The following is a 19305-nucleotide window of genomic DNA, read 5'->3' as shown; positions in this document are numbered from 1 at the left end:
TCCTTATGTATTACATAATACATATTAATCGCTATAACTCCGGGCATTTCGATTTTGACAATATGCTAAGGTTCTGTCGCAAAGTTTGCCTGGAGGCAGAATAGCCCAGCCCGAGGACAGAATTATGCTGCGAGGGCGGTGAAGGGCTGGCAAGCCGTCGCGCCATTGGCGGCAATCTGCCCTTTACGGATCATGTGCGCAACCTCGATGCCAGCGATGGTCGCGGCAGCTGAATGGAACGCTTTGAAGCCCATCATCGGGCGCGTGATCCGCTTGATAAAGCGGTGGTCCTGCTCGAGGACGTTGTTCAGATATTTGACCTGACGGATCTCGATCATGCGCCCGCATCCGGTAAATTTCAGAATAACATTAATGGCGTGCAGCCCGGCCAGATTGGAACCGCTCTTGTCGATGACGACGCGCTCTGGCACCCCATTCACCGCAATCGCGCGTTTAAAAAATCGCCGGGCAGCGGCCAGATTGCGGCGCTCGGATAGCATAAAATCAAGGGTTTGTCCGTTGCGGTCCACGGCACGGTAAAGATAGGTCCAACGCCCCTTGACCTTGATGTAAGTCTCGTCCATCCGCCACGATTTGGCCGACGGTCGCTTTCTTTCTTGCGCTCTTGCGGCGATGAGCGGAGCGTATTTCACCACCCAGCGGTTCAACGTGGCGTGGTCTACCATGACGCCGCGCTCGACCAGGATCTCCTCGAGATCCCGATAGGAGACTGCATAGCGGACGTAGAAAAAGATGGCTTGCAAGATTACTGACTTCGGATAATGCGCTCCCTTGAAATCGATCATGCCGTCCGCTCCTTCGCAACCAATTGGCCAAGCGAAAATATCAAAGAAAATTCAAAACCGTAAGATTTGCGACAGAACCCCCAGGGAGACCTCGGGGCGTTCTGACATACTCATTCGACAAGCGTCTTGTTGAAATTCTAAAAGATTCAAGGATTTGGGGGCGCATCGCCATCCCAGTCCTGATGGCCTTTTCCTCAAAGTATGCGGTTTCGCTCTACGAGAACGCCAGTCAGTGGGCGGGTCAGTCGCACAAGACGTGGCACGAGATGAGCCTGATCGAGTTCCGCGATCTGCTGGGTGTTGAGAAGTCAAAATACCCCGCGTTCGGTGCGCTCAACAAGCATGTAGTGAAGCCGGCGATTGAGGAGATCAACGCGCTTGCGCCTTTCAACGTCCAGGTCATTCCTCTCAAAGAGGGCAGAGCCGTGGCTCGGATCCGGCTTGGATGGTGGGCCAAGGACCAGGAGCAGCTCAAGGCGGCCTTCGCTGAGTCTCAACGGCCGCGCGTCGGCCGCCATGCCCGTATCTCCGGCACGGTGGAACATGTTGGTCCAATGCCCTCGATCGATACGATGGGCAGACGAGCGCGTTTGGCGACGCGTGACCTGCTCGACGAAGACTGATCCCCCAGATCCTTCACTTTTTCGAATTTCGCGGAGAGGGGAGAGGTCAACCTCTTCCTAGGTCTCGCGGATGCCGTGGACTTGCCTCACTTCCGTTCCGGATCTCTGCGAGCGATGCTCTCTATAGAGGAGACCGGATATCAAATGAGCGGCATCAAACCGTGGCAGGTCCACGAGTCCACTAGCTTACTCCGTCGATGAAGGTCTCCACGAAGGCCTTGATCTTATCGATCACCCGATCTGCCACGCTACGGCGTTCTCTTAGGCTAGGGCGCTTTTCCATGATCCCGATAACATCGTCGCGCATGGGGGTTTTCTCGGTGAAAAGGTAGTTCCCTATGACTTTTTCAAGTCCGTCTTGCTGAAGGCCCTCATCCTTGGAAAGGTCCGTGATGGCTTCCTGCTTTCGAGCCTTGGCCTGCTCTTCAGGCTTCTTTTTCTGCATATTGCGTAGCAGATTGATGATGTAGCTGACGTTGATTTTGTCGCGGCTGATGAGCTCGACCTCGAAGTCCAAGTCGTCAAGGATTGAAACCTTCTCTTTTTCTTTTTCACTCCGAACTTTGTCGTAGAGGTCTAGGTACTTGCTGCGGAAGTCTGCGAAAGTCTGTTCGTCCAAGGGCAGGGTAGAGAAGTCGAATTGCGTGAAGCAATCGAGAACGTTCTTCACTCGGATAAGCTCCCGGAAGGCTTGCACGAATGCAGCTTCATCCTCTTCGGTGAGGAGCTCGTCCACACACTCGACGGTTGGCGTGATGGCAAAAAGCTTCGCAGTCGCTTCCTCGAACGTCTTCACATAGTCCTCGTAGGGAGCGAGGATGATTTCCTCCTGCGCGTTCTTGTTCGCGAAGAGCTCGATGGCCTTGTCAGTAGCGGGCTTGAGGTTGCGGAAGACGACTACGTTCCCTTGAGACTTCTTCGCGCCCATTGTCCGGTTGGTGCGGGAATAGGCTTGCAAGAGCCCGCGATACTTGAGGTTCTTATCTGGTCTTGCCCCACTGAAGTGGTCCACTTTTTGGGATAGTTTATCCCGTATTATGGAGGACTACTTAGATGGCAGGCAAACGCGAGAAGCCGGAAGATATCGTCATGAAGCTGCGTCAGGTTGAGGTTTTGCAGGGTCAAGGCGCGAAGCTGGCGGATGCCGTGCGTCAGATTGGTGTGAGCCAACAAACCTATTATCGCTGGCGGCGTGAGTTTGGCGGTATGAACCGCGATCAGCTCAAGCGACTGAACGAACTCGAGAAAGAGAATACGCGGCTTAGACGGGCCGTATCAGATCTGACGCTCGACAAGCTGATCCTGACGGAGGCGGCTCGGGGAAACTTCTAAGCCCTTCGCGTCGCCGACAGTGCATTGACCATGTCCGGCAGGAACTTGGCATCTCCGAACGCCGTGCCTGTCGGGCCTTGGAGCAGCACCGCTCAACCCAGCGCAAGATCCCGGTTAGTCGTCAAGATGAAGCTTTACTGACGGCTGACATCATTGAACTGGCACGGCAATACGGACGGTATGGCTATCGCCAGATCACTGGCTTGTTGGTTCAAGCGGGATGGTGCGTGAACCATAAACGGGTCGAGCGAATTTGGCGACGCGAGGGGCTTAAAGTCCCGCAAAAGCAGAAGAAACGCGGGCGGCTCTGGCTGGCAGATGGCTCTTGCGTCCGACTGCGGGCCGAGCGGCCGAACCAGGTCTGGTCTTACGATTTCGTCCAAGACAAGACCGCGGACGGGCGAGCCTACCGCATGCTCAATATCGTCGATGAGTACACCTAGGGCAGGTGCTGGTGATCCGCGTCAAACGCAAGCTGAACTCGGTCGACGTCATCGACGCGCTGACAGATCTGTTCATCCTTCGCGGTCCGCCGGGGTTTATCAGGTTAGATAACGTCCTATGCGCGGAATAATTGGCTGATTTGGCATCAGATCATTGTCATGCTGAAGCGTTCCAGCACGTTTGAATGTGTGTCAGTTCGGCGTTTCGGTCAACAACCTGTCTCTCCCATAACAAACACAGAGTACGCTTTTGCGGCTCTCACCGTCCTTAAGACGAGATCTTCGGGTCGTTGAGCAGAAGGCCTGAACATTATCTACGAGGTCGATTACTCGCCTCTACGGCCCTTACAGAGAAAGGTCCTTCTGCTGTCGATCATCCCTCAAAGAAGGGACGATAGGGTTCGCCGCGTTTGATGATCCCATGTACGGTGCGGGCCATTTTTGCGGCGATTGCGGTATACGCCTTGCGGCGCAAATGGGTGTTCTGCCGATCCTTGGCGATGTAACGCTCGAACTTGTCGCGGAAGCTGTTGGTCCTTTGCATGATGGCCACCTGACCCGCCATCCAAAGTGTCCGTCGTAGCCGGGCATTGCCGTATTTGGAAAGCTTGGTCTGGCCTCGGAATGCGCCGGATTGGATGGTTGCAAGGTCCATTCCACAAAACTTCAGAAATTGGCGGTGATGCTGAAAGCGGCGCAGATCGCCAGCCTCTGCCAGGATGGTCAGGGCATTGATCGGCCCGATCCCCGGGATAGATGTCAGCAGCCGATAGTCGTCGTTGGTCTTGAGCAGTTCAACGGCGCGGTCCTCAATCTCGTTGCGTTGGGCAATCAGGCTACGTCCTTCGCTCAACACCAACCGGAACATCCTCGCGGCATCTGAGTCCGGCGTAATGGGCAAGCCCACCGATGATTTGGCGGTCTGATAAATATCTGCAAGCAAACGTTTTTTTGAGACCTTGCGGCCGACAACCTCCCAGGCATCGGCAATGAATGCCTCTTGGCCCATGGAAGAGATAAAGTGCGGCGAGGGATAACGTTCGAGGAAGGCAAAGAACCAGTCGCTGCGTGTGCTGCGGTGAAAGCGTTCCGCCTCGGGCCAATACAAGGGCAGATAGTGGGTCAAGATGCGATGCCACAGCTCGGTCTTCGAGCGCGAGACGATGTCGTGCGTCTTTGATAACTCCTGAAGGTCATTCGTGCCGCGCAGTATTGGGTCGTGGTAGAATTGCTCGTTCCCGATTTGCATCATATGCAGGATGACCTGCGCGTCCTTTGGATCGTTCTTGTCCCAGCTGTTGCTCAAGGCTTCGCGGGTGCGCGCCAATGCGACCGAAGACACCAGCTTCACGTCGAAACCAGCAGTGCCGAGCCGGTATGCTAAGGCGCGATGGTAATTCCCCGTAGCCTCAAAAGCTGCGCGGACAGGATGGTCATACTCCGAGAGTGCGGCGATCAATCGGTTGAAGTCGTCGAGCTGGTTCAGAACTGTCAAACGGCGACGCCGCTTTCTACCCGGAACAGCAATCAAAACCTCATGGCGGGCCTTTGCGATATCAATCGCCACCAAAACAGGCTCAGCCTGTGCAATAGTCGTATCGGTCATAGTCGGTCTCCCTTGCGGTGTGGTTGTGCAAAACCACTGTAGGGATCTGAGACCCGGCTATGATCACCTGCTGCGCAATTTGGGGGCTGCGCAGGCAATCATAGCCTCTAAATCAACGACATTCCGAAGGTGTTACGGCCCCGAATTCATCGCGACCAGGCTGCGCAACTGGATCGACGCGGTCGGGACTAAAACGGCCTATATCGAACCGGGGTCACCCTAGGAGAACGGCTACGTGGAGAGCTTCAATGCCAGGCTTCGTGACGAATTACTGGATGGGGAGGTGTTTTATTCGGCTCAAGAGAAGCTCAGATCCTGATCGAACGCTGGCGCCAGCATTACAACACGCTGCGCCCGCATAGCTCTTTGGGATATCGCCCACCAGCACCCGAAAGTATCGTGCCCGTAGACCAAAGGCCCACGATGCACTAATTTTTAAACTGGACCACTCAAGTGGGGCAGACCACCTTCAGGCCCAGCTCGGAACCCAGACGTGGTTTTGCGACCCCTCCTCGCCCTGACAGAAAGGCACAGTCGAGAACACCAACCGCTGGCTTCCAAGGCAGCGTGACATGGCTGCCATGACGGAGCTCGAGCTGAAGCAACTCTGCGACCAGCTCAACAACACGCCCCGCAAATGCCCCGGCTGGAGGACCCCGGCCGAGGTCTTCCGAGAAAAGATGATGGAGGAAATCGGCCGACGCCCCTACCGTCGCAGGTAATGGGAGTCGCGCTTCAAGTAGCGCACACAGGTCAATGTCCCCTTCGACGTGCATACATCAAAGAAAGTCCGACCCCTCGGGCGAGGCTCCGGGCCCTGATGGTTCCTCGCGGGGAAGAGCTTCAGCGCATTGACTTGCGGAAGGCGCCCGGCGGCATGCCGACCCGCTGCTTAAAGCAGCGGGAGAAATGTGCCTGCCCGGAAAACCCAACGTCGAGCGCGATGCCGACCAGGTCGTAGGCCTCACACATCAGCATTTCCTTCGCCCGCTCGATCCGCCGGTCTATGATGAATTCTCCGGGCGTGCGTCCCGTCGCCTCCTTGAAGGACCGCGCGAAGTGGAACGGGCTGAGGTTGCTGACCGCGGCAAGGCTTTCCAGCCGGATCGGCTCGTGCAGGTGGGTCTCGATGTAGTCGCGCACATTGGCGATCCGCCGGGCAGAAAGGCCGCCCGCTTCGGGGACCTCCGCACGGCGGGTGCCGATGGCGGAATAATGGGTGATCAGGTGGACGTTCAGCATGGTGCGCAGCGTCTCCACCGCGAGGGCCGCCATCGGACCGGGATCGCGAAGCTCATCCGCGAGGGACTGCATGATCTGCAGAATCATCGGGTCGTAGAAGCCGCCGCGATAGGCGATCCGCGCCTTGTCCGGATCGGCGCCAAAGGTCTGCAGCACGTCCTCTCCCAGCGGGGTATCGGGGATGTAGACATGCAACATGTCCTCCAGCCCGCCGACCACCTCGACCTCGCGTTCCTCGACTCCTGCCGGGCAGAGCCAGACGGTGCCGCGTCCGCCGTTGCAATCCTCCATCGCCGATCCGTTGCGGCGCCGGACCCGCCCGGCACCGGAAAGGATGACGGCCACCTCCGTCACTTGGGGCGTCAGATCGCAGAGGCGGCCCACGTCATGCCGGCGGCGCTCCACCAGGATCGAGGGCCAGTGCAGCGGGTCGCTCGACATCCGGCAGGCGCGGTTGAGGTATTTCTGCTGTCCGTGTCCTTGCAGTTCCATGGCGTGGGGCTCCCTGATGGACGGCTGGGTATGACCGGCAAGGTTAGGGCCGGCGGCGGCGCTTGTCACGGTCCGGCGTGGGCCCCGGGCTGTCCTGACCGGACCTGGGGCGAAAATGGCGCAAAATCCGGCAAAAACTTCGCAAGATCGGGAAATCCGGAGGGTCGCCGGGCGCGGCATGCTGTGGGGGAAGGCAGGTGCCCGGTACGACGGCGAGCCTGCCCAAGACAACGGCGCCCAAGACAACGGCGCGACTGCCGACAACAAGGAGGTCCCCCATGTCGTCCCACACGATCATCGGCGCATGCCCGCTGGATTGTCCCGATACCTGCTCGATGCTGGTCAGCGTCGAAGAAGGCAAGGTCACCGGCGTCCGCGGCAATCCCGATCACCCGATCACCCGCGGCAGGCTCTGCGTGAAGATGAACGACTACGAGAAGCGCGTCTATCACCCCGACCGTGTCTTGACGCCGTTGCGCCGGCTCGGCCCCAAGGGCACCGGGCAGTTCGAGCCGATCAGCTGGGAGACCGCGCTTGAAGAGATCTCGGGCCGCTGGAAGGAGATCATCAGGGACCACGGCGCCAAGTCGATTCTGCCCTACAGCTACCTGGGCACCCAGGGGATCCTGAACGGGCTGAACGTGGGCGACGCTTTCTTCAACCGTATGGGCGCCACCGTGGGCGAGCGGACCTTCTGCGATTCCGGCGCCTGCACTGCCTATGCCATGACCATCGGCGACAGTGCGGCGGTAGACCCCGAAAGCGTCGTGCATTCGCGCTTCATCATCCTCTGGGCCAACAACATGCTAGCCACCAATTCCCACATGTGGCCGATCGTCATGGAGGCCCGTAAGCGCGGCGCCAAGCTGGTGGTGATCGACCCGATGCGCACCGCAGTGGCACGGGCCGCGGACTGGCATATCGCCCCCCGCCCCGGCACGGACGGCGCCTTGGCCCTGGGCCTAGTCAACCTGCTGATCTCCGAGGGGCTGCTGGACCAGGATTACATCGACGCCCATACCATGGGCTTCGAGGAGTTGCGCGAGAGAGCAAGGGACTACCCGCTTGAGAAGGTCGCCGGGATCACCGGGCTGGAGCCCTCGGAAATCCTGCAGCTGGCCCACGAATACGGCAGCGCCCATGCCCCCCTGATCCGCATCGGCGTCGCGATCGAGCGGCATGCCGGCGGGGGCCAGACCGTGCGGGCCATCGCCTGCCTGCCCGCGCTGGTCGGCGCTTGGCGCCAGCCCGGCGGCGGCCTGCTGCAGCTGCCGATCTGGGCCTTTCCGGTGAACTGGGGCGCGCTGATGCGGCCCGACCTCTATCCGGACGAACCCAAGGTGCTGAACCTGTGGAAGCTGGCGGATGCGCTGAATGGAAGCCTGCCCGACCACGGGCTGATCCGCTCTCTGATGGTATACAATTCCAACCCCGTCATCACCGCGCCAGAGCAAGCCAAGATGATCAAGGGCCTCATGCGCAGCGACCTCTTCACCGTGGTCAGTGACCATTTCGTCACCGACACGGCGAAATTCGCCGATATCGTCCTGCCGGCCACAACCCAGGTGGAGCAGGAGGACATCATGTTCTCTTGGGGGCACATGTACCTCTCCTACAACAACCCCGCCGTGCCGCCCTTGGGCGAGGCGGTGTCGAACACGGAACTCTTCCGCCGCTTGGCCGCCGCCATGGGCTACGACGACGATCCTTGCTTCTCCATGAGCGATGCGGAGATGATCGCCCGGGCGCTGGACTGGGAACACCCGGTGCTGGAGGGGATTACCCTGGAGGCACTGAAGGCAACCGGTTTCATGCGCCTAAACCTGGCTCATCCCGATGCCTACGCCCCCCATGCGGAAGGGGCCTTCCACACGTCTTCGGGCAAGTGCGAGTTCCGGGCCGCAGCCGCAGAGATGGGCAATTTCGTCGTGCCGCTCTTTCGCCAGGGCCATGACGCGGAGCAGCCGGGCGATCCGGTCGATCCGCTGCCCCACTACATCCCGCCGCGCGAAAGCCCGGAAACCAACCCGGAGCTGGCGGCACGTTTCCCGCTCAGCCTGATCTCTCCGAAAAGCCATCCCTTCCTGTCGTCTAGCTTCGGCAACATGGAGCGGCAGGCCAGCTATTCGAAGGGCGTCCGGTTGTTCCTGCATCCCGAGGATGCCGCCCCGCGCGGTATCGCCAGCGGCCAGCAGGTGCGCGTCTTCAACGATCGCGGCAGCTTCACCGCGCAGGTGGAGTTGACCGATGACCTCAGGCCCGGCGTGGCCAGCGCGCCGGTGGGCTTCTGGCGCGATGCCGCCAACCCCAACACCGTCCACGCGGTCACCTCTCGGGCGACGGCTGACTTGGGCGAGGCTCCCACCTTTTCCGACGTGCTGGTCCAAGTCGAAGCGCTGCCGCAGGCAGCAGAGTGAGATCAAAGGAAAGGAAGACCCCATGCCCCATGTCGTGACCGACAACTGCCGAAACTGCCGCTACACCGAATGCGTCAGCGTCTGCCCCGTCGCCTGTTTTCACATCGGAGCGGAAATGCTGTTCATCGACCCGGCGGGCTGCATCGACTGCGGCGGCTGCGTGCCGGTCTGCCCGGTGGGCGCCATCCGCGACTCCTTCGAGCTCGGCCCGGAAGAGGACCACTGGCTGGCGGTCAACGCGGAAGGGGCGGTCGGCGCGCCGACCATCACCACCCCGCAACCGCCCTTGCCTACCGCCGAGTCACGGCGGGCAGAGCTGGGTCTTGCAGGATGAGCGCCCTCGTCGCCATCCTGGGCAGCGGCCCCAGCGGCTTCTATGCCGCCGAGGCCCTGCTGGACGCGGGCCACCGGGTCGATCTTTATGAAAGACTGCCGGTGCCCTTCGGCCTGGTCCGCCACGGGGTCGCCCCCGATCACCCGAAGCTCAAGTCCGTCACCCGCCTCTTCGAGGGGATCGCCGCCCGGCCCGGCCTGCGCTTCCTAGGCAATGTGACGGTAGGCCGCGACCTACCTCTCGACCAACTGCGGTGGCAATACGATGCCGTGATCCTAGCCATCGGCGCGGAAGAGGGCCAGCCTCTGGGCATTCCTGGCGACGACCTGCCGGGCAGCCACACAGCCCGCGACTTCGTCGGCTGGTACAACGGCCATCCCGATCATCGCGACCTGCAGGTGGATCTCTCGCAGGACCGCGCTCTGGTGGTCGGCCAGGGCAATGTCGCGCTCGACGTCGCGCGGATCCTGCTGCAGCCGGTCGATGCGCTGCGCGGCACGGACATTGCCGATCACGCGCTTGAACAGCTGGCCGAAAGCCGGCTGCGCGAGGTGCTGGTCATCGGCCGCCGGGGCCCGGCGCAAGCGCGGTTTACTGCGAAGGAGCTGCGCGAATTCGGTAGCCTGCCCGGCGTCAACGTAACGATCCCGGAGGACAGCCTGACCCTTGGCCCCGCCTGCACCGAAGAGCTCGCGGCGCCCACGGCCGCGCTGACCCGCTCCATGTTCGCGACATTCCCGGCGATCCGCGACACCGCGCCCGGCGCGGCGCGCAGCTGCCGGTTCCTCTTCAACCGCCAGCCACTGGCCCTGGAAGGCCCGGGGCGCTTGCGCGCTGCGGTGCTGGGCCGGACCCGGCTGGAAGGCCCCCCCGGCGCGCAGCGAGCCGTCGCCATAGAAGAGAAAGAGGTGCTGCCCTGCGGGCTGGTGGTGGGCTGCATCGGCTACCGGGTCCGCCCCTTGCCGGGACTGGCGACTGAAGACACTGCCATTCCCAACCTCTCCGGTCGGGTGAGCATGCCCGCGCCCGGGATTGCGGGGCTCTACGTGACCGGTTGGGCCAAGCGCGGAGCCTCCGGCACCATCGGCACCAACCGCGGTGACAGCCTGGCCACGGTCTCGGTGCTGCTGGCGGACCTGCCGGGCCACCTGCCCGTCCGCCACCTACCCGAGGCCCCCGCAGGATCGGTCGGCTTTGACCAGTGGCGGGCTCTCGACCTGGCAGAGCAGGCGGCCGGGCGCGCTGTCGGGCGGCCGCGCCGCAAGGCCACCCGCGTTGCGGATATGCTTGCGGGCATGGCAGTCCCTCACCACGAAAGCGTTCCGACGTGAACGACCGGTTCAGCTTCGGAGCGGGGCAGCCCGTTGCGCGGACCCCTCCGGTGGATCTGTCGGAAGCCCGGTCGCTGGCGCGTGCTGCCGTCCAGCCTGTGGCCCGGAACCAGCGCCTCCTGCTGTCCGCCGCGCGAGGCAGGGTCTTGGCGGCTCCGCTGATCGCGGAGCATGCCGTGCCGCCCTTCGACAATGCCGCCATGGACGGCTTTGCCCTGGACCGCGCGTCCCTTGCCCGCGCCGCCACCACCGGCTTGCCGCTGGAGGGCGAGGTGCTGGCCGGCGATGCCCCGGGCGTTCTGCGGCTCGGTACGGCGCGGCGCATCGCGACCGGTGCCCCCCTGCCCCGGGGCGCAGACTTGGTCGTCCCGCTGGAACGCGCCCGCGTTCAGGGAGCACATGTCCTCCTGCCACAAGAGACCGGCCAGCGGCGCCACATCCGCTGCAAGGGAGAAGACATCGCGCCGGGCACCGTGCTCGCCCCGCCCGGCACTGTGATCAGCGCCCGCCTGATCGCGCAGGCGGCTGCCAGCGGTCTCTCGCAGGTCAACGTGACTGGGCCGCAGCGCATCGCGCTGATCACCACCGGGTCAGAGCTGGTCCGCCCCGGCGCGCCCCTGGGCCCGGGACAGATCCACGATGCGCTGCACCCCTTCCTGCTGGCCGATCTTGACCGGGCCGGACTGGACCTGCGCGAATTCGGCGCCCTGCCCGACGACCCGGAGAGGCTGACCCAGATCCTGCTCCGGGCGGCCTCGGAAGCTGACATGGTGCTGGTCACCGGCGGTGCCTCCGTGGGCCGGGCGGATCCGACCACCGAAGCTCTGATCCGGGCCGGGGCCGTGCGGGTGTTTCACGGTGTCCGCATGCGCCCGGGCAAGCCGCTGGGGCTCTACCAGCTGTCGGGCACCCCGGTCTTCACCCTTCCTGGCAATCCCTTCGCCGCGATCATCGGCTACCTCTTTCTGGTCCGGCCGGCGATCGAGGCAGCCTTGGGCGGCCCGCTCTTCGGCGCAAGGCTGGCCTGGCACCGGCTTGCCGCGCCGCCGGGGCCGCTGCGCGCCCAGGCCGAATTCCTCCCGGTGGCCCTCATCCCCGAGCCCGGGGGCGGAGAGGTGCTAGCCCATGTTTGCGGACGCGGTGCCTCGGCCAGCCTTTCGCCGCTGGCCCGTGCAGAGGGTATCGCCCTGCTCCCGCCCGGTCCCGGAGATCTCGCCTCCGAGGCCCGGGTCGAGGTCCTATTGCTGTGAACATTTCAGCCCAATGACTTCTGACCGATCCCGGGAAACGCTCGGCAAGGCGGAAAGCTTCGTGTCCAGGACCTCCTGATGCGGCAGATACGCTTCTCCCGAAACAGCCGAGACTGGCAGCAGCTGGCGGAGATGTGCCGTGTCGTGGACACGCTGCTAGCAACTCTGCAAGCTCTCTGTGAGGTTCTGTCGCAAAGTTTGCTTGGAGGCAGAATAGCCCAGCCCGAGGACAGAATTATGCTGCGAGGGCGGTGAAGGTCTGGCAAGCCGTCGCGCCATTAGCGGCAATCTGCCCTTTACGGATCATGTGCGCAACCTCGATGCCAGCGATGGTCGCGGCAGCTGAATGGAACGCTTTGAAGCCCATCATCGGGCGCGTGATCCGCTTGATAAAGCGGTGGTCCTGCTCGAGGACGTTGTTCAGATATTTGACCTGACGGATCTCGATCATGCGCCCGCATCCGGTAAATTTCAGAATAACATTAATGGCGTGCAGCCCGGCCAGATTGGAACCGCTCTTGTCGATGACGACGCGCTCTGGCACCCCATTCACCGCAATCGCGCGTTTAAAAAATCGCCGGGCAGCGGCCAGATTGCGGCGCTCGGATAGCATAAAATCAAGGGTTTGTCCGTTGCGGTCCACGGCACGGTAAAGATAGGTCCAACGCCCCTTGACCTTGATGTAAGTCTCGTCCATCCGCCACGATTTGGCCGACGGTCGCTTTCTTTCTTGCGCTCTTGCGGCGATGAGCGGAGCGTATTTCACCACCCAGCGGTTCAACGTGGCGTGGTCTACCATGACGCCGCGCTCGACCAGGATCTCCTCGAGATCCCGATAGGAGACTGCATAGCGGACGTAGAAAAAGATGGCTTGCAAGATTACTGACTTCGGATAATGCGCTCCCTTGAAATCGATCATGCCGTCCGCTCCTTCGCAACCAATTGGCCAAGCGAAAATATCAAAGAAAATTCAAAACCGTAAGATTTGCGACAGAACCCCCCGTTACAGGGGCGCGATGGCTTCGGTCGTCTCGTCCATGACGCTATAGTTCACCGGATCGCGGCCATAGGGATCAAGCATCAGACGCAGCCCCTGCGCCTGCCCACCCCGCATGACCTCAAGCCCCCTGCCCGTTTCGCGGATCTCGCAGGCCCCGCCCAGAAACAGCGCGGGGTGCTTTTTGCGCAGTGCCAAAAGCGCCTGCACCAGCTGCATTTTCCGGCGCGCAAGCGTCTCGTTGCCTTGCAATTGCAGGCTCGGGGTCTGCAGCGCCGTCAGACCCGCAAGCGAGACAGGACGCCGGTTGTCGGGATCGGTCAGTTCGAACCGCGCGCCCTCGCAGCCACGATAGAGGTCGGGAATGCCGGGCATCACCAGCTTGAGCGCAGTCTGGCAGAGCGACAAACTGTCCCCCATTGCCACAATCCGTGCCAGCGCGGGCTCCACCGCGGCCCCCGCCTGCGCCAGACAGGCCATCGCGGCACGGGCCAGCGCGAAGACAGGCTGTTCGATATGCTCCACCGGATGCGCCCAGAAGGTGACCTCCTTCGCCTCGCGCAGGGCCTTTTCCATATGGCGGGCCAAACGGTCCCCAAGATCAGGGACTTTCTCCGGCGCGCCCTCTTCCCACAGCGCAATCGCGCTTTGCGCCAGATACCAGACCGTCGCGGGGGCGACCCCCTCGGCCTCGGGCAGACCGCTGATTTCGGTGTAAAGCTGCAGGAAATCATCGGGCAGGTGGCCAAGCGCCACCAGCCGCATCCGCGCATCCTCGGAGCGTTTGGTATCATGCGAAGAGGTCAGGGTCAGTGCCGCCGGCCAGTCTGCCAGTCGCGCCTGGCAGAACCGCTCGAACACGGCCACCGGCATCGCGGGCGCGTCCGGCTCGGCGCCCACCTCATTGGCGGCCAGATAGGGCGTACACCGGAAACCGGCGGTATCTTCCAGCGACTTGGCGATCAGCGCACCGGAAATCTGCTGGAAGCGCACCCGCAGCGCCCGATCCTCGGGGGTCGGGCCGCGGCCGATCCGTTCGCTTAATGCCCGCAGCACGGTGTCGCTGCGCAGGCTTGCGGCGGCCTGATCGGTCACATCGCGCCAGAGCGCCAGATCCTGCGGGCGTGGCGCTTTCTCGGTAAAATAGGTACGGTAGCGCGGCATGGCCTCCAGGAGCGCCGAAAGCGCCTCGCGCAGCATCTCGGGGCCGGCTGCGACCCGCAGATCATGTGCCAGCGCGCGGGCGGCAAGGCCGGTCAGCTGCCACAGCTCGGCAGGCAGTTCCTGTCGCAGCACCTCGTGCTTGGCCTGCGCAAGCGCGTCGGCGAAATCGCCATGCCGGCCTGTGACACGCGCCCAGTCCGCCTGTAGCCGAGCGACGCCTTCCGGCGCGGCCAGCACCGCAGCAATCGCCCGCGCGGCCTCATAACCGGTCGTGCCCGCAACCGGCCAGTCCGTGTCCAGTTCTTCCTCGCCCGAGAGGATCTTCTCGACCCAGACAGGGCATTGCGGCAGCCTTTCATGCAGCCGCGCAAGGTAGGTCTCGGGGTCGGCCAGACCGTCGATATGATCCACCCTCAGCCCCTGCACGAGCCCCTGATCCACCAGCGAAAAAAGATAGCCATGCATGTCGTCAAACACGGTCCGGTCTTCGACCCGCATGCCGATCAGCGAGGTGACATTGAAGAACCGACGGTGGCGGATGCTGTCACGCTCCAGCTCCCAATGCACCAGTTGCCAGTGCTGGCGCGCCAGCAGCGCGGCCGTATCGGTGGCGGCAAGCGGGCCCGCTGTCAGGCCGGAAGGCTGGCCGGTCACGGTTTGCGGATCAAGCGGCACCGAAAGGCCTGCAATCTGCAGCACCGGCCCGTCCGGTTCGTCCACCAACACCGCCTGCCCCTCCTGCAGGATCTGCGGCAGAGGCGCGCCCAGCATGGTCAGCAGGAACGGCCCCGCCGCCCAGTCTATGTCGAAATGCCGTGCATAGCGGCTTTGCGGACCAAAGCGTAGCACATCGCGCAGCCAGCGGTTTTCGAAATTGAGCGCGGTATGGTTGGGGACGATATCCAGAATGACCGACAGGCCGGCGGCTTGCGCGGCACGGGCCATTTGCACAAAACCCGCGTGCCCGCCAAGGGCCGGATCGATCTCGTCCGGCGCGGTCACATCATAGCCATGTGTGGAGCCGCTGGTGGCAGTAAAAACCGGCGAGAGATACAGATGGCTGATCCCGAGATCGACCAGATAGGGCAGCCAATGGGTGACGTCATCGAAGGTGACACCATTGCGCAACTGGATCCGGTAGCTGGCGGTTGCATGTTGCAAAGAGGGCGGAAGACGGGATGCGGTCATGATCAGGCCTCTTTCACACAGCGGACGCGCAAGGCGCAGGGATCGGACTGCCAGTCGCCGATGGCCAGATCGGCGGGAAACAGGCTGAACTCCGATGACGGCGTCTCGGACTGCGGCCCGAAGCGCACGGCCAGTTCCAGCACCCCGCCCTGAAGCGCCCAGCGGGCATGGAGCGCCTTTGGCCCGATGGCGGTGATCTGTGCCATTTCCGCAATCGCACGATCCCCCGAGGCCTTAAGAAGCGGCACGATCTGCGCGTGGCGATAGGCCAGAAACTCCCCCGTCAGATTGCCCCACTCTTTCTGCCGCAGCGCGGGGCCCTGATAGGGGCGCGACATCCGGAATGTGTCGGCGGAAATCGGGTCCGGCACCTTGCCCGAAAAGCTTGCAAAGCGCTCGAATTCCTTCTGGCGGCCCTTTCGGGTGGCTTCGGCCATCGGCTCGGGAAAATCGGCGAAGAAGCAGAAGGGGGCGGTTTCTCCGGCCTCCTCGCCCATGAACAGCATGGGCGTGAAGGGAAGCACCAGCAAAAGCCCGTGCGCCACCCGTGCCGCCTCGTCGCCGACAAGGCTGATCAGACGCTCGCCATGGCCGCGATTTCCGACCTGATCATGGGTCTGGTTCGACACCACGAAAGCGCGCGGCGGCAGATGCCCCGAAGACACACCCCTTGCGGGCGCATCGGCGGGCCGCGGCTGGCCCTGATCGACCTGACCTTCCCCGAGCGCGGTCACAAGATCGTCGAGCGGCGCATGGGCGAAGGGGGCGTAATAGCTTTCGTCCTCGCCGGTCAGCAGGCAATGCAGGGCGTGGTGATAGTCGTCGTTCCATTGCGCATCGAACGGGCCCTCGGGGCGGTAGGGGGCCGCCAGATTGCGCTCGTCTTCAAGGATCAGCCAGAGGCCGCGATCCGGCGCGCAGGCGCGAGCCGTTGCGGCGATCTCTTCCAGCATAGTCGGGCTAAAGTGATCCTTGATCTGGTGCGCGGCGTCGATGCGCAACCCGTCAAGATGGAATTCGCCGATCCACATCGCGACATTCTCAAGAAAGAAGGCGCGCACTGCCGGCTGGCTGTAATTTATACCGGCGCCCCAAGGCGTCGATCTGTCGGGGTCGAAAAAGGCGGGAGCGAGTTCGTGTAGATAGGCCCCGTCCGGCCCGAAATGGTTATAGACCACATCCAGAATGACCGCGAGGCCGAGTCGGTGCGCCTGCGCGACCAGCGCCTTCAGGTCCTCTGGCGGGCCATAGGCGTTATGGGGCGCAAAGGGCAGCACCCCGTCATATCCCCAGCCGCGCACCCCCGAGAACTGGGCCACCGGCATGATCTCGATCGCCGTGATCCCCATCGCCGCGAGTTCCGGCAGCCGGTCAATGGCGGCGCGGAACGTGCCCTGCGGCGTGAACAGCCCGATATGGAGTTCGAGGATCACCGCCTCTTCGAACGGACGCCCCGCCCAGTGGCTCTCGCTTTCGGGCCAGTCATATTGCGGATCACTCAGGCGCGAGGGTCCGTGCACATCCCCCATCTGCGCCCGCGCGGCAGGGTCCGGTCGTAGCCCCTGCCCGACATCGAAGCCATAGGGCCGACCTGCTTTGGCGCTGACGCTGGCGCGATGGACACCGTCCGCGCCCTTGGTCATCGGATGGCGTGCACCGTCCACCACAAGATCCGCAGTTGCAACCTCGGGCGCCCATAGCGCGGCGCTCCAGCACAGGTCCCCGTCCTGTGCGACCCCGACCGGCCGCACCCCCCAGCTATGGCCGGCCCGCGGTTCGGCCTGCATTTCGGGAGGGCGGGTCGACATGTTGGGCAGGCCAGAGTCGTGCATGGCAGAGAAAGACGTCATCGGCAGATCCCATATGCTGAAAGTCACAGGCAGAATGTCATCGCGAAGAAAGAGGGGGAGGCGTGCTGTCCGGTCTTTGCCCGAACATCAGCCTTGCACCAAACGGGCAGCGGGGTCGTCAGTTCCCGCCGCGCCGCAAAATATCCTGCAGCAGGGGTTATGCGCCTGTCACAAGATGGGCCCAGCCATTCGGGCCAAGCGTCAGTCGGCCCTCTGTGATGCTGGCCGATTGCGATGGCCCCAGAAACCGTGCACCGTCCGGACAGGGCAGATACTGGGTGCCGGTGGACAGGTTATAGATGCAATCGACCGCCTCTGCCCCGTCCCCACGGGTAAAGCGCAGGACGGGATTTTCGGCTTGCGTGATCTTCATCCGCCCAGAGGCCAGCGCAGGCGTGGCCTTGCGATGGGCGATCACCGCGCGATAGAATTCCAGTACGCTGCTACTTTTGCCCGCCTGGAGATCGACCGCGCGGGCGGCCTGTGCTGGTTTGACCGGAAGCCATGGCATGCCCTCTCCGAAACCTGCATTAGGCAGTGACGCCTCCCAGACCATCGGGGTGCGGCAGCCGTCACGCCCCTTATCGGCCGGCCAGAAGCGCAGGCCCATCGGGTCGGTCAGTTCTTCATAGTCAAGGTCGGTCTGTTCCTGCCCGAGTTCCTCGCCCTGATACAGGCACAGGGCACCCTCGAAGGCGGTCAGCAACGAGATGGCCTGCCGCGCCAGCGCATCGCCTCCGGCATCCTTGGCGGCCCACCGCGTCACATGGCGCACCACGTCATGGTTGGACATCGACCAGAGCGGATAGCCCTCCGGCGCGCCCGTCCAGAATCCCTCGATCACCTTGCGGAAATGCTCGGGCGTATAGACCGATGACAGCATGTCGAAGGAATAGGCCATGTGCAGCTTGTCATTGCCCGAAGTATACTGGCCCATCAGTTCGATCGCGCGTTCCGCATCCCCGATTTCCCCCACCAGAAGGATATCGTCATAGCGGTCGGCCAAGGCGCGCATCCTGCGCAGAAGATCAAGGTTCTCGGGGCGGCTCTTGGAATAGATCTGCTGCTGCCAGTCGTAATGGTTGAATGGCCGCGCCGCATCCTTGAAGGGCTGCGCGGGATTGTTGCGCAGCTTGTCATCCTTGCTCATATGGTTGCAGGCATCGATCCGGAAACCGGCCACGCCCCGATCCAGCCAGAAGGCCATGCTGTCCAGCACCGCCTCGACCACCTTGGGGTTACGGTAGTTCAGGTCGGGCTGATCGGCAAGGAAGCTGTGCATGTAATACTGCCGCCGCGTGCCATCCCATGTCCATGCCGGCCCGCCGAAGACCGCCGGCCAGTTATTGGGTGGCGATCCGTCCGGCAGGGGATCGGCCCAGATATACCAGTCCGCCTTGGGATTATCGCGCGAACTGCGGCTTTCGCGGAACCACGGGTGGCGGTCCGAGCTGTGATTGAGAACCTGATCGATGATGATCTTCAGCCCCAGTTCGGTGGCGCGCGCCATCAGCGCATCGAAATCTTCCAGCGTGCCGAACATCGGATCGACATCGGTATAGTCCGAGACGTCATAGCCCATATCCGCCATCGGCGAACGGAAGAACGGAGAAAGCCAGATCCCGTCACATCCCAGCGCCGCGATATGGTCAAGCCGCCGCGTGATCCCTGTTAGATCGCCGATCCCATCACCGTTATCGTCCTGATAGGATCGCGGATAGACCTGATACAGTACGGCCCCCCGCCACCACGGCGCCACCTTGTCCTGCGTGACCATTGCTCTGCCTCCCCAGAAAGCGGCAGGCCGTTCCTGGCTGCCTGTCCTGGGAGGATGGCGCATCCGGCTTTTATTTCAATTGCTTTGGCTGCGGAAAAGCGCAGGATGGGATGAATAAGACCGGTCGGGATGAGAACTTGGGCACAAGTCGGAGACCCGACCGACAGACAGGACAGATCCCGCCACTTCCCATGGAACCAGCCTGCCCGCGCGGCGTTGGCCTGTGTCAGAGGGGTGCGACCCTGCGCAACCAAGGGGCAATGAGAAGACCATGTCGGACGGACGATCAGGGAAGACCAAGCGCCCTGCCAAAAGAGCCCCTGCTGCGCAAGACACCTCCGGCCAGCCCGCTGCCGCTGACATGCCAAAATCTTCCGCCCCTGCCCCCGTTGCAAAAGCCGCCCTGCGCAAGGCGCCGGCCCGCAAGCGGAAGACGGGCACGCAGGACGCAGA

12 protein-coding genes and 4 pseudogenes are annotated in these 19305 nt (G+C 62.7%); 8 read left to right on the top strand and 8 right to left on the bottom strand.

The genetic code is table 11. The features are described from left to right. Positions 1-122: 122 nt before the first annotated feature. Positions 123-806: an IS6 family transposase gene (locus ABEB22_RS20525; RefSeq protein WP_349294810.1), complete on the bottom strand. Its 684-nt coding sequence runs from the start codon at positions 804-806 to the stop codon at positions 123-125. 266 nt (positions 807-1072) lie between these two features. Between ABEB22_RS20525 and ABEB22_RS20520 the strand changes: the two genes are divergently transcribed. After that, positions 1073-1429, top strand: a complete 357-nt coding sequence (locus ABEB22_RS20520) for a hypothetical protein (protein WP_406871234.1) — start codon at positions 1073-1075, stop codon at positions 1427-1429. A 181-nt stretch (positions 1430-1610) separates the two neighbouring features. On the opposite strand, the gene ABEB22_RS20515 is transcribed toward ABEB22_RS20520, so the two are convergent. Further along, positions 1611-2441, bottom strand: a complete 831-nt coding sequence (locus ABEB22_RS20515) for a type I restriction endonuclease subunit R, EcoR124 family (RefSeq protein WP_406871233.1) — start codon at positions 2439-2441, stop codon at positions 1611-1613. Positions 2442-2482: 41 nt separating this feature from the next. On the opposite strand from ABEB22_RS20515, the pseudogene ABEB22_RS20510 reads away from it, so the two are divergent. Next, positions 2483-3317, top strand: a pseudogene (locus ABEB22_RS20510) (IS3 family transposase); the annotation flags it as partial. Positions 3318-3530: 213 nt separating this feature from the next. Here the strand turns inward: ABEB22_RS20510 and ABEB22_RS20505 are convergent. Further along, positions 3531-4810 (bottom strand): annotated as a pseudogene (locus ABEB22_RS20505) (IS110 family transposase). Positions 4811-4946: 136 nt separating this feature from the next. Here ABEB22_RS20505 and ABEB22_RS20500 point away from each other — a divergent pair. Together ABEB22_RS20500 and ABEB22_RS20495 are read left to right on the top strand one after the other, a co-directional pair. Then, positions 4947-5242: pseudogene (locus ABEB22_RS20500) on the top strand (transposase); the annotation flags it as partial. Positions 5243-5262: 20 nt separating this feature from the next. Continuing rightward, positions 5263-5532, top strand: a pseudogene (locus ABEB22_RS20495) (transposase); the annotation flags it as partial. A gap of 121 nt (positions 5533-5653) precedes the next feature. Here the strand turns inward: ABEB22_RS20495 and ABEB22_RS20490 are convergent. Further along, on the bottom strand, positions 5654-6544 hold the full coding sequence (locus ABEB22_RS20490) for an AraC family transcriptional regulator (protein WP_349294807.1): 891 nt from the start codon (positions 6542-6544) through the stop codon (positions 5654-5656). 278 nt (positions 6545-6822) lie between these two features. On the opposite strand from ABEB22_RS20490, the gene ABEB22_RS20485 reads away from it, so the two are divergent. Genes ABEB22_RS20485 through glp form a run of 4 tightly spaced genes read left to right on the top strand, consistent with a single transcriptional unit; the run spans position 6823 to position 11876 of the window. Further along, positions 6823-8961 (top strand): molybdopterin-dependent oxidoreductase, encoded by a 2139-nt coding sequence (locus tag ABEB22_RS20485; RefSeq protein WP_349294806.1) that lies wholly within the window; start codon positions 6823-6825, stop codon positions 8959-8961. 22 nt (positions 8962-8983) lie between these two features. Next, positions 8984-9295, top strand: coding sequence for a 4Fe-4S binding protein (locus ABEB22_RS20480; RefSeq protein ID WP_349294805.1), 312 nt, complete (start codon positions 8984-8986; stop codon positions 9293-9295). Continuing rightward, on the top strand, positions 9292-10626 hold the full coding sequence (locus ABEB22_RS20475) for an FAD-dependent oxidoreductase (protein ID WP_349294804.1): 1335 nt from the start codon (positions 9292-9294) through the stop codon (positions 10624-10626). The genes ABEB22_RS20480 and ABEB22_RS20475 overlap by 4 nt, the downstream gene beginning before the upstream one ends. Positions 10627-10676: 50 nt before the next feature. Continuing rightward, positions 10677-11876, top strand: a complete 1200-nt coding sequence (glp, locus tag ABEB22_RS20470) for a gephyrin-like molybdotransferase Glp (RefSeq protein ID WP_406871232.1) — start codon at positions 10677-10679, stop codon at positions 11874-11876. A 235-nt stretch (positions 11877-12111) separates the two neighbouring features. On the opposite strand, the gene ABEB22_RS20465 is transcribed toward glp, so the two are convergent. From ABEB22_RS20465 to ABEB22_RS20450, 4 genes are all read right to left on the bottom strand, one after another. Then, the gene (locus ABEB22_RS20465) at positions 12112-12795 is read right to left on the bottom strand and encodes an IS6 family transposase (RefSeq protein WP_349294802.1); all 684 of its coding nucleotides are present in this window, start codon (positions 12793-12795) and stop codon (positions 12112-12114) included. 84 nt (positions 12796-12879) lie between these two features. Next, positions 12880-15225 carry a malto-oligosyltrehalose synthase gene (gene treY / locus ABEB22_RS20460; protein WP_349294801.1) on the bottom strand — a complete coding sequence of 782 codons (2346 nt, stop codon included), beginning with the start codon at positions 15223-15225 and terminating at the stop codon, positions 12880-12882. Between the two features lie 2 nt (positions 15226-15227). After that, positions 15228-17075, bottom strand: a complete 1848-nt coding sequence (gene treZ, locus ABEB22_RS20455) for a malto-oligosyltrehalose trehalohydrolase (protein ID WP_349294800.1) — start codon at positions 17073-17075, stop codon at positions 15228-15230. Positions 17076-17232: 157 nt separating this feature from the next. Continuing rightward, the gene (locus ABEB22_RS20450) at positions 17233-18852 is read right to left on the bottom strand and encodes an alpha-amylase family glycosyl hydrolase (RefSeq protein WP_349294799.1); all 1620 of its coding nucleotides are present in this window, start codon (positions 18850-18852) and stop codon (positions 17233-17235) included. Between the last annotated feature and the right edge of the window lie 453 nt (positions 18853-19305).

Origin of the sequence: Thioclava sp. 'Guangxiensis', from assembly GCF_045348365.1 — a bacterium.
In the GTDB taxonomy this organism is placed as follows: Bacteria; Pseudomonadota; Alphaproteobacteria; order Rhodobacterales; family Rhodobacteraceae; genus Thioclava; species Thioclava kandeliae.
Note: the sequence above shows the minus strand (reverse complement) of the source record. Positions and strands in the feature narration are given on the sequence as shown.

Bases quoted from the DNA above. Each gene is read 5' to 3' on its own strand.
- ABEB22_RS20525 (WP_349294810.1), bottom strand. From the start codon at position 806: ATGATCGATTTCAAGGGAGCGCATTATCCGAAGTCAGTAATCTTGCAA.
- ABEB22_RS20520 (WP_406871234.1), top strand. From the start codon at position 1,073: ATGAGCCTGATCGAGTTCCGCGATCTGCTGGGTGTTGAGAAGTCAAAA.
- ABEB22_RS20490 (WP_349294807.1), bottom strand. From the start codon at position 6,544: ATGGAACTGCAAGGACACGGACAGCAGAAATACCTCAACCGCGCCTGC.
- ABEB22_RS20485 (WP_349294806.1), top strand. From the start codon at position 6,823: ATGTCGTCCCACACGATCATCGGCGCATGCCCGCTGGATTGTCCCGAT.
- ABEB22_RS20480 (WP_349294805.1), top strand. From the start codon at position 8,984: ATGCCCCATGTCGTGACCGACAACTGCCGAAACTGCCGCTACACCGAA.
- ABEB22_RS20475 (WP_349294804.1), top strand. From the start codon at position 9,292: ATGAGCGCCCTCGTCGCCATCCTGGGCAGCGGCCCCAGCGGCTTCTAT.
- ABEB22_RS20465 (WP_349294802.1), bottom strand. From the start codon at position 12,795: ATGATCGATTTCAAGGGAGCGCATTATCCGAAGTCAGTAATCTTGCAA.
- treY (WP_349294801.1), bottom strand. From the start codon at position 15,225: ATGACCGCATCCCGTCTTCCGCCCTCTTTGCAACATGCAACCGCCAGC.
- treZ (WP_349294800.1), bottom strand. From the start codon at position 17,075: ATGACGTCTTTCTCTGCCATGCACGACTCTGGCCTGCCCAACATGTCG.
- ABEB22_RS20450 (WP_349294799.1), bottom strand. From the start codon at position 18,852: ATGGTCACGCAGGACAAGGTGGCGCCGTGGTGGCGGGGGGCCGTACTG.